The 14,805-nt window shown below is 65.0% G+C and carries 13 protein-coding genes; 8 read left to right on the forward strand and 5 right to left on the reverse strand.

Going from position 1 to position 14,805, the window contains the following annotated elements; translation table 11 throughout:
- Positions 1–170: 170 nt before the first annotated feature.
- The 3 genes from RSO41_RS15835 to mpl all read right to left on the reverse strand — a co-directional run bounded on the left by RSO41_RS15835 (position 171) and on the right by mpl (position 2,995).
- Positions 171–794 carry a LysE family translocator gene (locus tag RSO41_RS15835; protein WP_315620164.1) on the reverse strand — a complete coding sequence of 208 codons (624 nt, stop codon included), beginning with the start codon at positions 792–794 and terminating at the stop codon, positions 171–173.
- A gap of 220 nt (positions 795–1,014) precedes the next feature.
- Complete coding sequence (locus RSO41_RS15840) at positions 1,015–1,635, reverse strand: flavin prenyltransferase UbiX (protein WP_315620165.1); 621 nt, start codon at positions 1,633–1,635, stop codon at positions 1,015–1,017.
- Positions 1,625–2,995 (reverse strand): UDP-N-acetylmuramate:L-alanyl-gamma-D-glutamyl-meso-diaminopimelate ligase, encoded by a 1,371-nt coding sequence (gene mpl, locus RSO41_RS15845; protein ID WP_315620166.1) that lies wholly within the window; start codon positions 2,993–2,995, stop codon positions 1,625–1,627. The genes RSO41_RS15840 and mpl overlap by 11 nt, the downstream gene beginning before the upstream one ends.
- A gap of 235 nt (positions 2,996–3,230) precedes the next feature.
- Between mpl and RSO41_RS15850 the strand changes: the two genes are divergently transcribed.
- Positions 3,231–4,490, forward strand: a complete 1,260-nt coding sequence (locus RSO41_RS15850; RefSeq protein ID WP_315620167.1) for a 6-phosphofructokinase — start codon at positions 3,231–3,233, stop codon at positions 4,488–4,490.
- Positions 4,491–4,564: 74 nt separating this feature from the next.
- Here the strand turns inward: RSO41_RS15850 and RSO41_RS15855 are convergent, their stop codons facing one another.
- On the reverse strand, positions 4,565–6,289 hold the full coding sequence (locus tag RSO41_RS15855; RefSeq protein WP_315620168.1) for a protein kinase domain-containing protein: 1,725 nt from the start codon (positions 6,287–6,289) through the stop codon (positions 4,565–4,567).
- 211 nt (positions 6,290–6,500) lie between these two features.
- Between RSO41_RS15855 and ppa the strand changes: the two genes are divergently transcribed.
- Positions 6,501–7,031, forward strand: a complete 531-nt coding sequence (gene ppa, locus RSO41_RS15860) for an inorganic diphosphatase (protein ID WP_315620170.1) — start codon at positions 6,501–6,503, stop codon at positions 7,029–7,031.
- Between the two features lie 75 nt (positions 7,032–7,106).
- Here ppa and RSO41_RS15865 read toward each other — a convergent pair whose 3' ends face one another.
- Positions 7,107–8,225: a DUF2333 family protein gene (locus RSO41_RS15865; RefSeq protein ID WP_315620171.1), complete on the reverse strand. Its 1,119-nt coding sequence runs from the start codon at positions 8,223–8,225 to the stop codon at positions 7,107–7,109.
- Between the two features lie 208 nt (positions 8,226–8,433).
- Here RSO41_RS15865 and dsbD point away from each other — a divergent pair, with 208 nt between their 5' ends.
- From dsbD to fis, 6 genes are all read left to right on the forward strand, one after another.
- The gene (gene dsbD / locus RSO41_RS15870; RefSeq protein ID WP_315620239.1) at positions 8,434–10,311 is read left to right on the forward strand and encodes a protein-disulfide reductase DsbD; all 1,878 of its coding nucleotides are present in this window, start codon (positions 8,434–8,436) and stop codon (positions 10,309–10,311) included.
- Between the two features lie 138 nt (positions 10,312–10,449).
- Positions 10,450–10,917, forward strand: a complete 468-nt coding sequence (accB, locus tag RSO41_RS15875; protein ID WP_315620172.1) for an acetyl-CoA carboxylase biotin carboxyl carrier protein — start codon at positions 10,450–10,452, stop codon at positions 10,915–10,917.
- Between the two features lie 28 nt (positions 10,918–10,945).
- Entirely contained in the window at positions 10,946–12,286 is a 1,341-nt protein-coding gene (gene accC / locus RSO41_RS15880) for an acetyl-CoA carboxylase biotin carboxylase subunit (RefSeq protein ID WP_315620174.1), read from the forward strand.
- 137 nt (positions 12,287–12,423) lie between these two features.
- Positions 12,424–13,338: a 50S ribosomal protein L11 methyltransferase gene (gene prmA, locus RSO41_RS15885; protein WP_315620175.1), complete on the forward strand. Its 915-nt coding sequence runs from the start codon at positions 12,424–12,426 to the stop codon at positions 13,336–13,338.
- A gap of 68 nt (positions 13,339–13,406) precedes the next feature.
- Positions 13,407–14,465 carry a tRNA dihydrouridine synthase DusB gene (gene dusB, locus RSO41_RS15890; RefSeq protein WP_315620177.1) on the forward strand — a complete coding sequence of 353 codons (1,059 nt, stop codon included), beginning with the start codon at positions 13,407–13,409 and terminating at the stop codon, positions 14,463–14,465.
- Positions 14,462–14,791 carry a DNA-binding transcriptional regulator Fis gene (fis, locus tag RSO41_RS15895; protein WP_410000346.1) on the forward strand — a complete coding sequence of 110 codons (330 nt, stop codon included), beginning with the start codon at positions 14,462–14,464 and terminating at the stop codon, positions 14,789–14,791. The genes dusB and fis overlap by 4 nt, the downstream gene beginning before the upstream one ends.
- The last annotated feature ends 14 nt before the right edge of the window (positions 14,792–14,805 follow it).

Genomic DNA, 14,805 nt, shown 5'->3' on the forward strand with positions numbered 1-14,805 from the left:
TCGTAGCTCGTAGCTCGTAGCTCGTAGCTCGTAGCTCGTAGCTCGTAGCTCGTAGCTCGTAGGCAGCATACCCCCAGCCCTTTTCGGGTCCAGGGGGTTCTTACCGCTTATAGCTTAAGGCTTACAGCTCCGGGCGAAGCCCGGTTACAGCTCCCGGCGAAGCCCGGGGGTCAGCCCAACGCCAGCCAGAAGCCGACTCCCACCATCAAGGTGCCGGCAATGCGGTTGAGCAGGCGCACGTTGCGGCTCTTGCCCAGCAGGTGGCGCAGGGTCTGGCCGCCGGTGGCATAGGTGACCAGCGCCAGGAACTCGATGGTGAGGATGAGCGCGATCAATATCGCCAACTGCCCCGCCAGAGGCCGGGACGCGTCGAGAAACGGCGGCAGCAGGGCCACGAAGAAGGCCCAGCCCTTGGGGTTGGCCACCGCCGTGACGAACCCTTGCACTGCCAGCTCGCGGCGACCCGCCGTGGCCTGGGTATCCAGGTCTTCGGGAACCGCCATGCGCCCCCTGGAACGCCACATCATCACGCCCAGATAGATCAGGTAGGCACCCCCGAGCCACTTGAACACGGCAAAGATCTCGGGCTGACGCAGCATCAGCGTCGCCACCCCCGCCCCGGCGGCGGCCGCCACCAGCCCGACCCCGGCGAGCTCACCGAGCATCATCCACAGGGTCCGCCGCACCCCCTGGGTCATTCCCAGCACCATGGCCAGCGTCATGCACATGCCGGGCGTCAGAGAAACGAGCAGAAACGTCGGCACGAAGACCGAGAGAAGGGAAACATTGAGCATGTCCATATCCTTATGGCCCGGACAGGAGCCCTGTAGAAGCACTTGCTTCGAAGAGGGTGTTTACAAATTACTGCGCTCGACCATACTGCGTTGAAATTCGGCTCGAAATGCTCATTTAGTACGGATAAACTCCGCATTCTCGCCTAATTTCGCCTTGTCTGGCCGTCGCTCGTGACTTTTGTAAACACCCTCGAAGGAAATACTGAACAAATCGCCCCCGTTACGGCGATTCGCCCCAGCGCGGCATCAACCGGTGCGTTATCCCCAGTTGGTTGAGGATCCGCGCCACGATGAAGTCGATCATGTCCTCGACGTCACGCGGTCGATGATAGAACCCCGGCGCCGCCGGCATCACTACCACCCCCTGGCGGGTCAAGGCCAGCATGTGCTCCAGATGGATCGCCGACAAGGGCGTTTCCCGAGGCACCAGCACCAGGGTACGGCGCTCTTTCAGGGCCACATCCGCGGCGCGCTCGATGAGGTTGTTGCTGGCACCACAGGCAATGGCCGAGAGCGTGCCGGTGGAGCAAGGGCAGACCACCATGGCCGAACTGGCGCCCGAGCCGGACGCCACCGGCGCCATCCAGTCCTCGCGGCCGAAACAGCGAATCTGGCCGGGCCGTGCGCCGAAACGCTCGGCGAGCGCCTTCGTCAAGCGCTCGGGTCGTGCCGGCAGCTCGCTGTCCGTCTCCGTGGCGATGACCATATGGGCGGCCTTGGAGATCATCACCCAGACCTCATGCTCGGCAGCCACCAGCACCTCGATCAAGCGCAGCCCGTACTGGGCCCCGGAAGCACCGGTGATGGCCACGGTGACAGGTGGTTGAAGCTCATCGGCCATGGGAATCCTCCAGCGCGGCCAGCAGTCGTTCGTGAATGCCGCCGAAGCCCCCGTTGGACATCACCACGATACGATCTCCGGCCCTGGCCTCGACGACCAATGCGGCCACCAGGGCGTCCAGGTCGTCGTATTCACGACTCGGCGTCGAGGCAGCCTCGATCATTGGCGCCAGCGACCACTCCAGTTCCGGCGGCTGGTACCAGTAGGCCAGGTCGGCACTCGTCACACTGGCGGCGAGACGCTCGCGCAACGAGCCCAATCGCATGGTGTTGGACCGAGGTTCGATCACCGCCAGCAGCCGCCCGCTGTCTTCAGCGGCACGCATGCCGTCCAGGGTGGCAGCGATCGCCGTGGGGTGATGGGCGAAGTCATCGATCACACGAATGCCCGCGACATCTCCTCGCAATTCCTGGCGGCGCCGAGGGGTCTCGAAACGAGTCAGCGCCTGGCTCCCTCTGGGCAAGGGCATTCCGAAGGCATGCGCGACAGCCAGGGCGGCCAGTGCATTGCTGGCGTTGTAGGTACCACTCAAGGCCCAGTCGACCGTGGCCTGCTCGTCGCCATGCTCGACCCTGAAGCGACTCGCATCACCGCGCTCGAGCACCAGTCGCCAATCGCTGCCCGGGGACTGCCCGAAACGCTCCACCGGTGTCCAGCAGCCCGCTTCGAGCACGCGATCCAGCGCCGGCTCGTCGTCGGCCACCAACAGCTTCCCCTTGCCGGGCACGGTGCGCACCAGGTGATGGAACTGGCGCTCGATGGCCGCCAGGTCGGGAAAAATATCGGCATGGTCGAACTCGAGATTGCCCAGCACGGCGATCTCGGGACGGTAATGGACGAACTTGGAGCGTTTGTCGAAGAAGGCCGTGTCATATTCGTCGGCCTCGACCACGAAGGGCGCATTCCGCGCCCCCAGACGTGCCGAGATGCCGAAGTTGCGCGGCACTCCCCCGATCAAGAACCCCGGCGACCACCCTGCCGACTCCAGCAACCAGGCGACCAGGCTCGCCGTCGTTGTCTTGCCATGCGTCCCGGCCACGGCGATGACGCGACGCCCTGGCAGCACATGCTCCGCCAGCCACTGAGGGCCCGACACATAGGGCACGTCCAGATCGAGCAAAGCCTCCACTTCGGGATTGCCGCGCGACAAGGCGTTGCCGACCACGACCAGGTCGGGGCGCGGCTCGAGATTGTCGGCCCGGTAACCCTCCATCAGGGTGATGCCGGCTTCCTGCAATTGCGTGCTCATGGGGGGATAGACGCCCGCATCGGAGCCGCTGACCCGAACCCCCTGCTCTCGGGCCAGCAGGGCCAGGCTACCCATGAAAGTGCCACAGATGCCGAGGATGTGAAGGTGCATGCCGTCTCCGCAGGAAATTCGTGCCAGACTGCGACTGCCTGGCGGAAAGCGGCAGACTAGCATGGCACCCGCGCCCCCTCCAGCCATCGCGGGGCGAGCAGGGCGAGGCCATGGGATGCAGCGACCCGGTCGATGGGCTAGAATCCCCGCTTGCTCCGAACCCTCGGCGGCGCCGACATGCGACAGGAACGTCGCCGGCCGCACGCCCTCGATGCGACATCAACAGGATAGCTCCATGGCTCAGCACAACGCCTTTTATGCCCAGTCCGGCGGCGTCACCGCCGTGATCAATGCCAGCGCCTGCGGCGTCATCGAAGCCTGCCGTCGCCACGACGACCGGATCGGCAAGGTCTACGCCGGGCACAACGGCATCATCGGCGCCCTGACCGAGGACCTGATCGACGTCAGCCAGGAGAGCGACGAGGCCATCGCGGCGCTGCGTCATACCCCGGCCGGCGCCTTCGGCTCCTGCCGCTACAAGCTCAAGGATATCGAGACCCACCGCGCCCAGTACGAGCGCCTGATCGAGGTCTTCCGCGCCCACGACATCCGCTACTTCTTCTACAACGGCGGCGGCGACAGCGCCGACACCTGCCTCAAGGTCTCTCAACTCTCCGAGAAGATGGGCTATCCGCTGACCGCCATCCACGTGCCCAAGACCGTGGACAACGACCTGCCGATCACCGACAACTCGCCGGGCTTCGGCAGCGTGGCCAAGTACATCGCCACCTCCACTCTGGAAGCGTCGCTGGACATCGCCTCCATGTGCGCCACCTCCACCAAGGTGTTCGTGCTCGAGGTAATGGGCCGCCACGCCGGCTGGATCGCCGCCGCCGGCGCCCTGGCCGGCCAGGGCGAGGGCGACCCTCCTCATCTGGTGATATTCCCCGAGATCGATTTCGACCGCGCGGCGGTCATGGCCCGCGTCGAGGAATCGGTCAAGCACTACGGCTACTGCGTGATCGTGGTCTCCGAAGGGGCCCGCTATGAAGACGGCACCTTCCTGGCGGACTCCGGCAACACCGACGCCTTCGGCCACCGCCAACTGGGCGGCGTGGCACCGACCCTGGCCGGCATGATCAAGCAGGACCTCGGCTACAAGTACCACTGGGCGGTGGCCGACTACCTGCAACGCGCCGCACGCCACCTGGCCTCCAAGACCGATGTCGACCAGGCCTATGCCGTCGGCGAAAAGGCCGTGGAGCTGGCACTGGACGGTCAGAACGCCCAGATGCCCGCCATCAAGCGCACTGGTGACGCACCCTATGCATGGACCGTCGAACCGGCGCCGCTGGCCGACGTGGCCAACCGCGAGAAGTTCATGCCAAGGGATTTCATCCGCGAGGACGGCTTCGGTATTACCGAAGAATGCCGCCGTTACCTCGCCCCCTTGATCCAGGGCGAGGACTTCCCCCCCTTCGAAAACGGCCTGCCGAAGGTCGCCAAGCTCGCCAAGCACCGCGTCGAACGCAAGCTGCCCGAGTTCAAGCTATAAGCTTGCGAGCTACGAGCTACGAGCTGCGAGATTCTCGTATCGTGGCTCGTGGCTCGTGGCTCGTGGCTCGTGGCTCAACGCAGCAACCAGGACAACACCAACAACAGCAACAGGATCCCCGCCACCCCCTGCCAGAAGAGGGCAGGCTCGCGAGATGACACGCGCTCCTCCGAGGCGTCGTTCGTCTCCTTGGCCGGCCCTCGCAAGGCATGGAGAAACTCGGACAGCCGACGAAACCGCAGGGCACGCTGAGGTGCCAGAGCTCGACGCAGGGTATCGTCCAGTGCCGGCGACACCTCGGGATTGAGGGTCCGAGCACTGCGATAGGTCATCTGCTCCAGGTCGGTGTGTCGCAACAGGTCCTTGGTCGGCAACGAATAGGGCAGTTCACCGGTGAACAACCAGTACACCGTGGAAGCCAGCGAGTACTGGTCACTGCGCCGCCCCACCTCGTCGTCCAGTGCATACTCCGGGGCACTGTGTTCGGTCAGTCCGACCTGACGCACCAGAGTGCGCGAGCGCCGGTGGCCATCGACGTCGCGCAGATGGCAGGCACTGAAATCGGCCAGGACTACCTGACCGTGCTTGTCGATCAGCACATTGTCGGGATGTACCTGCTGGTGCAGCAGGTCGCGGTGATGCAGTGCCTGCAGGGCCTTGCCCATCTGGATAGCGATATCGAGACGCTGCGCCAGACTCGCCTGGGGGTGGCGGCGCGCCCAGGCAGTAAGCGTCTCGCCTTCGACATAGGCCATCAGGTAATAGAGAAAACGGCGTGGCCGAGAGGGCTCCATGACCTTGACCACGAAGGGCGAATGCACCCGCTCCACCACCCACTGCTGCAGCAGGAAATGCTCCAGATAGGCATTGCGAGTGGACAGTTCAGGACTCGGCGCCTTCATCACCATTTCCCGGTCGCTGCGCAGATCACGCACGCGATAGACGCGAGACTGCGCCGTCCGCGACAGTACCGACAGCACCTCGAGACCATCCAGTCGCTCTCCCACCGACAGCTCCGGTGGAATCGGCAGGTCGCCATAGACCTTGCCGGGCCTGTCCTCTTCCTCTTCGGGCAACTCGTCGATGCGCACCAGCTGGAAGCAGAACTGGTCGCCACCGTAACCACGCTCCTGGGCGCGTTCTCGAGCGGTCTGGGCCAGCCGCTCACAGGCGGCATCCAGGTCACTGGCGTCCTGGCGGATCAAGCCGACGTAATCGGACGGCATCAGGGTGCCCTGTACCGCCTGGGTGGTGAACAGAAAGATATCGCCCTGCTTGAGGGGCAGTCGCACGTAATCGATATCGATGCTGGCATCCATGCCCAGCGCCCGGGACGGATAACGATACCCGCCAAGGTCAGTGACGTGATCGCGCGAGAGCTGCTCGAACTCGGCGCCACGCAGACGAAACACCAGGGTATCGCCCATGTGGAAGAGATGTGCCTCGCGCCCGCGATAGACCATGGCGGACAACGAACTCACATAGCTGCCATCGCTCACCTGGCGACTCTGACCGAAGCACCAGCCATTGAGCGAGCGCAACACTCGATTGGCCGACGCCTTCACGTCCCAGTGATCGGGCGTCGAGAAGTAATCGGCCAGAAAGCCGCGTACGCTGATGTCACCGGCTTGCTTGGCCAGGGTATTGCGGGTGGTGGAGTCGCTGATCAGGGCACAGGCACCCTTGGTCGACAATTGCAATGCCTCGGGCGTGAGGACCGACATCGAACTGCGATGCCGGCGCCGCTCCGGCGCCACAAAGGCCTGACCATGACTCAGAGACAGTTGCGCGGATGCCAAGACATTCTCCTCGGGCTCGCAGCGACTCGCCGGACATACCGGCGGTTCAACAGGGGGCCATCATACACGTCGTCCGCGACGCTGGCTCGCCCATCAAGGCCGTAACATCCTCGACACCATCCGGGGGGATTGGTAATCGCCCCGGTGGCTTCGTATAATTCGCCGCATTTGCTCCACTCGACCCGGACACTCGCCAGAGAAGGACCCCCTCATGAACTTCGATAACATCCCCGCCGGCAAGGATCTGCCCAACGACGTCTACGTGGCGATCGAGATCCCCGCCAACCATGCGCCGGTCAAGTACGAGATCGACAAGGACATGGGCGCGCTGCTGGTCGACCGTTTCATGGCCACGCCGATGTTCTATCCGGCCAACTACGGCTTCATCCCCCACACCCTGGCCGATGACGGCGATCCCCTCGACGCCCTCGTGGTGACACCCTATCCGGTCACCCCCGGCAGCGTGATCCGTGCCCGCCCGGTCGGCATCCTCAACATGACCGACGAGGCCGGCGAGGACGCCAAGCTGGTATGCGTGCCGCATCCCAAGCTGTCCAGCCTCTATGATGACATCCAGGAAGTCACCGACCTGCCGGAACTGCTGCGTCAACAGATCGCCCACTTCTTCGAGAACTACAAGGATCTCGAGAAGGGCAAGTGGGTGAAGGTGGAATCCTGGGAAGGCGCCGACGCCGCTCGCAAGGCCATCGAGAAATCCGTGGCCGCCTACGACAAGGCGTGATCGACCTGATGGCGCACTGACGACGAAGGGCCGCCCGAGGGGCGGCCCTTCGTCGTCGAGTCGCCCTTTTCTCTCTCAGCCTTCACTCGACCGAGTGGCAGCGCCCTCTTCCACTCCACCATCAAGGGCCCCGGATTCGCTCGAACCGGATTCGGCCGCTTGCGTCTCTGCCGGTTCCCCACCGTCTCCCATGCCCTCACCCGGGCCGGGCAGCTCTTCGGCCAGCTCGCGCACCAGATCTCTGGCCCTCAATACATGGCTGGCCATCACCAGTGAGTGGTTGGCGAAGATGCCGAACCCCGAGCCGTTGAGCACCACCGGACTCCAGAGGCGACGCTGGCTACGTTCCAGCTCGACGGTCAAGGCATCCCAGCGTTCGGACAAACCGGCCGCTTCCAGCACATCCGCCTGATCGCGACGCACCGCCGCCAGCAGATGACGCAGCGCCCAGGCCTGTCCCCGGGCCTCGAAGAAGACATTATCGACTCGATACCAGGGGGTCGACTCAGGCAGCGACGCCGCCGGCACCCCCAGTTCGGCAAGCCGCTCCTTGTCGCCGACGCTGGCGGAGAGCCGTCCGCCGAGGCCGTCGAGTGCCTCGGCGACGCCTGACAACCAGGTAGCGAGCCCCTGCCCACCGTCACCGAAACCGGCGCTTCCGGATTCCTCGAACCGCATCAGGTAGGCATCGAGCTCATCGAGGGCCTGGCGTAGATGATGCTCCGTGGAGGGATAAAGCCAGTCACGGCCATCGCCGCGCAGGCTGGTCGCCGCCGACTCGGGTGCCTCGGTCGAGCCATTCGCCATGGCCGGCATCGCCGCCACCAGGCCACGTGCCTGACGGAGTACGCCGTGTTCCCAGGCCGGCATATTGTCGAGCCAAAGGCCCGGCGGCGCGACATCGTTGCGCAGATAGCCCCCTGGCTTGTCGAGCAGGGTCGCCAGGGTGGTCCGAAGGCCCGCGACGGTCACCGCACCGCGCGCAGCCGTACCGCTCCCGCGTTGCTCGGCAACGGCCTGTTCCACATCGAAGTTCGCCGGCGTCCGGCTCCACCACACGCCCAACGCCAGCGTCACCACCAGATACAGAGCCAGAAGCACCAGCAATGGCTTCCAGATCCAGCCATACTGTGGCCGCTCAAGCACCTCGACCTTGCTGCGTCGACGAATCGAGCCCTTTCTCGCCAATCCCATTTGCGTGTTTCCCTGTCGTAAGATTATGGAGATGAACGACCATGGTCATGACGCCATGCCGGTCGACTGCGTTTGAGCATAGCGGCACAATCTCGGAACCCCAAGCCACATCATGAGTCTCAACCGCGCTACCCATGTCTCGGAGAAAGGAAACCCCGTGTCACAGCTTCGCTGCTTCGCCGGCCTCATCCTGCTGCTGCTCCCCTTGATGGCCCAGGCCGACTGGTTCTCCTCGGACGATGAATCGGACTTCCTGCCGGTCATGGAGGCCTTCCAGCCCAGCGTCTGGCATGACGGCGACACGCTGAAGGTCGGCTTCGAAAACGCCGAAGGCTATTACCTGTATCGCCATCGGTTCGATATCGCCACCCGAGACACGGACACCACCCTGGGCGAGTTGAAGCTTCCCCCGGGCGAGCCCAAGACCGACGAGTTCCTCGGCGACGTCAATGTCTACTATGATCGCGTGGTCCTCGAGGCCCCGATCGATACGCCTCGGCAGGGCCCTCTGGACCTGGCACTGACCTTCCAGGGGTGCGCCGACGCCGGGCTCTGCTATCCGCCCGAAACCATCGAGCTCCAGGCGCCGGAGGGCCAGGCGCCAGCTGCCTTCACGGATTGGCGACCGCCATCGCAGAGCGACGGGGCAACGCCACGCGCCACCACTCCCGAGGGGGGCGGCGCAACGGCGAAGCAAGCGCCACGCAGTGAAGATGGCCAGTTCAGCGCCCTGATGCACGACGCCAGCCTGCCTCTGGTGCTGGGACTCTTCCTGATCGCCGGCCTCGGCCTGACCTTCACGCCCTGTGTGTTGCCGATGATACCGATCCTGTCATCGATCATCGTCGGCCAGAACCCCAGCCGTCCTCGCGCCTTCGCACTATCGGCCAGCTACGTGGCCGGCATGGCCGCCACTTATGCCGTGGTGGGCGTGCTCATGGGCCTGTTCGGTGCCGGCCTGAATCTTCAGGCCCGGCTTCAGTCGACACCGATACTGACCCTCTTCGCCGCCCTCTTCGTGCTCTTCGCGCTGGCCATGTTCGGCACCTTCGACCTGCGCCTCTCCCCTCGCCTGACGCGCCGACTCGATGCCTGGCAGGACAAGGCCCAGCGCAGTGGCCCCATGGGACTGGCACTGGCCGGCGCGCTCTCGGTCCTGGTGGTATCGCCCTGCGTCTCCGCTCCGCTGGCCGGCGCCCTGGTCTTCATCTCCTCCACCGGCGATGCCCTGGTCGGCGCCGCCGCCTTGCTTGCCCTGGCCCTCGGCATGGGGATTCCCTTGCTGCTGGTCGGCACCTTCGGCGCCACCCTGCTGCCACGCACCGGTCCCTGGATGAACGGTGTCAAGATCGCCTTCGGTATTCTGTTGCTGGGGGTAGCGATCTGGTTGATCGAGCGCCTCCTGCCGGGCACTGTCGTCCTGTTGCTGTGGGCCGCTCTGGCCACCGGCACGGCACTGGCACTGGGCGCCCTGAGTCTCGACCAGCCCCAGGGCTGGCCGCGGGTTCGACAGACCGCCGGCCTGTTGCTGCTGGCCTGGGGCATCATCCTGGTGATCGGTGCCTCCAGAGGCGCTCAGGACCCGTTGCGCCCTCTGGCTCCGGCTCCGGCCACGACCGCCCTGTTGCCATCATCGGCCGGCCAGACCGCTCGCCAGGACGTCACCGTCGTCGAGACTCTCGACGGGCTGCAGAAAGCTCTGACCACCACCGACACGCCCGCCATGGTCAATGTCACCGCCGAGTGGTGCATCTCCTGCACGGTCATGGAACGAGAGGTCTTTCCCGCTCCCACCGTGGTGGCCGCCCTCACGGACTTCCGGCGGATCGATGTCGATGTCACCGAAACCAGCGAAGCGAGCCGCGAGCTGCTCGACCATTTCGGCCTGTTCGGCCCGCCGAGCCTGCTATTCTTCGATGGCAGCCGCGAACTGCGCGAGGCGCGAATACAGGGCGAAGTCGATGCCCCCGACCTGGCCACGCACCTGAACGAAGTGGCCACCTGGTTGCAACGAGACCAGGCCGCATCAGGCACCGTGAAAGCACTAAACGAACAGCGTTCGTTGCTGGCTGGACAACCACGCTGATTTTCGGCAAACTTCGCTGACATCAGCCATCGCGGCTCCTGGAGACGGTAAAGCACGCCAATTTGCCGCGATCTATTCAGAAATCGCCCGGGTTGACAGCGCCGGGCGGCCCCAGAACCCACCGATCGAGACAACGTCATGGATATCCGTAAGGTCAAGAAGCTGATCGAGCTATTGGAAGAGTCGAACATCAGCGAGATCGAGATCCAGGAAGGCGAAGAGTCGGTTCGCATCAGCCGTCACCCCAACGGGACGGAACAGCCTCAGCCCGCCGCCCCCGCCTGGCCGCAACCGGCCGCTGCGCCAGCACCGCAACCGACCTCGACACCGGCGGAACCCGCCGCCGAGGCAGACGCGGGCCCCGGTTACCAGGGGCAGGCGATCCTTTCTCCCATGGTCGGCACCTTCTATCGGGCACCGGCACCGGGCGCCAAGGTCTTCGTCGAACTCGGTCAGAGCGTCAAGAAAGGCGAAACCGTGTGCATCGTCGAAGCGATGAAGATGATGAACCAGATCGAAGCCGACCGTGACGGCGTGGTCGAAGCGATCCTGGTCGAGGACGGCGAGCCGGTCGAGTTCGAGCAACCGATGGTCGTCATTTCCTGATCTTCCCACAACACTGGCGGATTCCATCATGCTGGACAAGGTTCTCATCGCCAATCGCGGCGAGATCGCCCTGCGCATCCTGCGCGCCTGCAAGGAACTGGGCATTCGGACAGTCGCGGTCCACTCCAAGGCCGACCGCGAGCTGATGCACGTACGCCTGGCCGACGAGGCCGTCTGCATCGGCCCCGCTTCTTCGGCCCAGTCCTATCTCAACATCCCGGCGCTGATCAGTGCCGCTGAAGTCACCGATACCAGCGCCATCCACCCCGGCTACGGTTTTCTCTCCGAGAACGCCGACTTCGCCGAGCAGGTCGAGCGCTCGGGTTTCACCTTCATCGGCCCGACTGCCGAGACCATCCGCCTCATGGGTGACAAGGTCAGTGCGATCAGTGCCATGAAAGAAGCCGGCGTCCCGACGGTTCCCGGTTCCAACGGTCCGCTGGGCGACGACGAAGGCGAGATACTCGCCACCGCCCGACGCATCGGCTACCCGGTCATCATCAAGGCCGCCGCTGGCGGTGGCGGCCGCGGCATGCGCGTGGTGCACACCGAAGGCCACCTGCTCTCAGCGGTCAACGTGACCCGCACCGAGGCGCATTCCTCCTTCGGCGACGGCACCGTCTACATGGAGAAGTTCCTGGAGAATCCTCGCCACGTCGAGGTCCAGGTACTGGCCGACGGCCAGGGCAACGCCATCCATCTCTACGACCGGGACTGCTCCCTGCAGCGCCGTCACCAGAAGGTCCTCGAAGAAGCCCCTGCCCCCGGCCTGGACCAGCAGGCCCGCCATCAGGTCTTCGAGGCGTGCCGGGATGCCTGCATCAAGATCGGCTACCGCGGGGCCGGCACCTTCGAGTTTCTCTACGAGAACGGTGAGTTCTTCTTTATCGAGATGAACACGCGGGTACAGGTCGAGCACCCGGTCACCGAGATGGTGACCGGTGTCGACATCGTCCGCGAACAGCTGCGCATCGCCTCCGGACTTCCGCTATCGATCCGCCAGGAAGACGTTGAGCTGTCCGGTCATGCCTTCGAGTGTCGTATCAACGCCGAGGACCCCAGGACCTTCATGCCGTCCCCGGGCCGGGTCACGCTCTATCACCCGCCCGGTGGCCTCGGGGTGCGCATGGACTCCCACGTCTACACCGGTTACTCCGTGCCGCCCCACTACGACTCGTTGATCGGCAAACTGATCACCTGGGGCGACGACCGCGAAACGGCACTGATCCGCATGCGCAACGCCCTGGACGAACTGCTGGTCGAAGGCATCAAGACCAACACCGACCTGCACAAGGACCTGGTCCGCGATGGCTATTTCCAGCAGGGCGGCGTCAACATCCACTACCTGGAGAAGAAGCTCGGGCTCTGAGGAAACCCTGATTTATGGCTGCGCTCGCGGCATAAATCAGCGCTTTCCCAAGCTCGGCCGATACTCCACCGGCGCGGGGCGGCCAACGCCGCCTCGTCGTCGTTTCCCACCACCGCGCCAATCACCCGGGAGTCCCCATGCCCTGGCTGCAACTCAAGGCCCGCATCGCGCCGGAACATGCCGAATTGCTCGAGGAACTGTTGCTGGACGAAGGCGCCACTGCCATCACCCTGCAGGATGCCCAGGATGAACCGCTCTTCGAGCCAGAGCGCGGCACCACCCCGCTATGGGACGAGACCGTACTCACCGGCCTCTATGATGACCTCGAGGGACTCTCGGCCATGCTCGAGCGCCTGGCCGCCGCCTGGGCGGAGGCCATGCCGGGTGAGCCTTGCCCCGAGATCGAGCATGAACTGCTCGCCGATCGCGACTGGGAGCGGGAATGGATGGCCGACTTCGAGCCCCTGCGCATGGGCAAGCGTCTGTGGATCGTGCCGAGCTGGCACCAGGTGCCGGATCCGCAGGCGGTCAACCTGCTGCTGGACCCCGGCCTGGCCTTCGGCACCGGCACTCATCCCACCACCGCGCTATGCCTCGCCTGGCTGGATGCCCTCTCCGTGGACGGCACACTGACGGATCGAGACGTGCTCGACATGGGCTGCGGCTCCGGCATCCTGGCCATCGCCGCCCTGAAGCTCGGCGCCCGCCACGCCACGGGCACCGACATCGACCCTCAGGCCCTGACCGCCAGCCGCGACAATGCCGAACGCAACGGCATCGACGAACCGGCATTGCGCCTCGAATATCCCGAGTCGCTCGAGGCCGAGGCGAGATTCCCGCTGGTGGTCGCCAATATCCTGGCCGGCCCCCTGGTGGAACTCGCCGACGAGATTGCCGAACGCGTTGCCCCCGGCGGCCGACTGGCTCTGTCCGGCATCCTGGAAACCCAGGCCGATGAGGTACTCGCGACCTACAGCGCGCGCGGCCTGGTGATGGATGAGCCGGAGGTGCGCGAAGGCTGGGTGCGTCTGACCGGACGACGTTCGACCTGAGTGGCCTTCACCCAGAATGGCGGGGGGCGTATGATGTGTCCCCCCTTTCAAAGCAGCCGATCGAAAGCATGTCCGACGCCAGCCCACTGCCACGCATTGGTCGCCATACTTTGCCCAACCGGGCCATTCTGGCCCCCATGGCCGGCGTGACCGACCGCCCCTTCCGGGCGCTCGCTCGTCGCCTGGGCGCGGGCCTGGTAGTGGGCGAGATGGTGACCTCGGATCCTGGCCTGTGGCATACCCGCAAGTCGCGGCTGCGCATGGACCATCGCGGGGAACCCGGCCCTCGAGCCGTACAGATTGCCGGCGGTGATGCCGCCATGCTCGCCGAGGCCGCTCGGCTCAACGCCGAGATGGGTGCCGAGATCATCGACATCAACATGGGCTGTCCGGCCAAGAAGGTCTGCAACAAGGCAGCCGGCTCGGCCCTGCTGCGCGACGAAGGCCTGGTCGCCGAAATCCTCGAGGCCGTGGTCGGCGCCGTGGACATACCGGTGACACTGAAAATCCGCACCGGCTGGTGCGCCGACAGCAACAATGGCGTGCGTGTGGCGAGGCTGGCCGAGTCGGCGGGTATCCAGGCGCTCGCCGTGCATGGCCGCCATCGCCAGCAGCGCTACGGGGGCGAAGCGGAATACGACACCATTGCCGCCATCAAGTCGACCGTGGATATTCCGGTGTTCGCCAACGGCGATATCGATTCTCCCGAGAAGGCTCGCCACGTCCTCGACTATACTGGGGCGGATGCGGTGATGATCGGTCGCGGCGCCCAGGGAAATCCCTGGATCTTTCGCGAGATCGACCACTACCTGCGCCATGGCCGACGAATGGCGCCCCCCGACGATGCCGAGCGCGTCGCGGTATTGCGCAGCCACCTGTCGGCCCTGCATGACTTTTACGGTGAGCACATGGGCGTGCGCATCGCGCGCAAGCACATCGGCTGGTACCTCGCCGGTGATGCCCGCTTCGACGACGCCGCACGCAAGCACCTTCGTGCCACCTTCAACGGCCTGGACAACGCCGACGACCAGTGCCGCTTCATCGACGAACTGTTTCGTCATGGTCCCGCCGACACGAAGTCAGAGGTCGTTCGGGACATGACATCGGATGGAACCTGTGCCGCATGACCAGCAGCCAAGCCTTTACCCAGTCCTCCGCGCTGCCTGAGATCGAATCCCGGGCCTCTCGCGACACCGCCAATGACGGCGCTCCCGCGCCCGGCGACGATATGCTCCTGCGTGATGCCGTGGATGCCGCCATGCGCCGCTACTTCGCCCACCTGGATGGCTGCGAGGTGACCGACCTGCACGCCATGGTGATCGCCGAAGTGGAAGCCCCTCTGCTCGCCTCGGTACTGGAGCACGCCCAGGGCAACCAGACCCGTGCCGCCGAGATGCTGGGGCTCAATCGGGGTACCCTGCGCAAGAAACTCAAGCACTATGGATTGATCTGAACACGAGGGCGCCC

It is taken from the genome of Halomonas sp. I1, assembly GCF_032334135.1.
GTDB lineage: Bacteria > Pseudomonadota > Gammaproteobacteria > Pseudomonadales > Halomonadaceae > Halomonas.

Bases quoted from the DNA above. Each gene is read 5' to 3' on its own strand.
- RSO41_RS15835 (WP_315620164.1), bottom strand. From the start codon at position 794: ATGCTCAATGTTTCCCTTCTCTCGGTCTTCGTGCCGACGTTTCTGCTC.
- RSO41_RS15840 (WP_315620165.1), bottom strand. From the start codon at position 1,635: ATGGCCGATGAGCTTCAACCACCTGTCACCGTGGCCATCACCGGTGCT.
- mpl (WP_315620166.1), bottom strand. From the start codon at position 2,995: ATGCACCTTCACATCCTCGGCATCTGTGGCACTTTCATGGGTAGCCTG.
- RSO41_RS15850 (WP_315620167.1), top strand. From the start codon at position 3,231: ATGGCTCAGCACAACGCCTTTTATGCCCAGTCCGGCGGCGTCACCGCC.
- ppa (WP_315620170.1), top strand. From the start codon at position 6,501: ATGAACTTCGATAACATCCCCGCCGGCAAGGATCTGCCCAACGACGTC.
- RSO41_RS15865 (WP_315620171.1), bottom strand. From the start codon at position 8,225: ATGGGATTGGCGAGAAAGGGCTCGATTCGTCGACGCAGCAAGGTCGAG.
- dsbD (WP_315620239.1), top strand. From the start codon at position 8,434: ATGGCCCAGGCCGACTGGTTCTCCTCGGACGATGAATCGGACTTCCTG.
- accB (WP_315620172.1), top strand. From the start codon at position 10,450: ATGGATATCCGTAAGGTCAAGAAGCTGATCGAGCTATTGGAAGAGTCG.
- accC (WP_315620174.1), top strand. From the start codon at position 10,946: ATGCTGGACAAGGTTCTCATCGCCAATCGCGGCGAGATCGCCCTGCGC.
- prmA (WP_315620175.1), top strand. From the start codon at position 12,424: ATGCCCTGGCTGCAACTCAAGGCCCGCATCGCGCCGGAACATGCCGAA.
- dusB (WP_315620177.1), top strand. From the start codon at position 13,407: ATGTCCGACGCCAGCCCACTGCCACGCATTGGTCGCCATACTTTGCCC.
- fis (WP_410000346.1), top strand. From the start codon at position 14,462: ATGACCAGCAGCCAAGCCTTTACCCAGTCCTCCGCGCTGCCTGAGATC.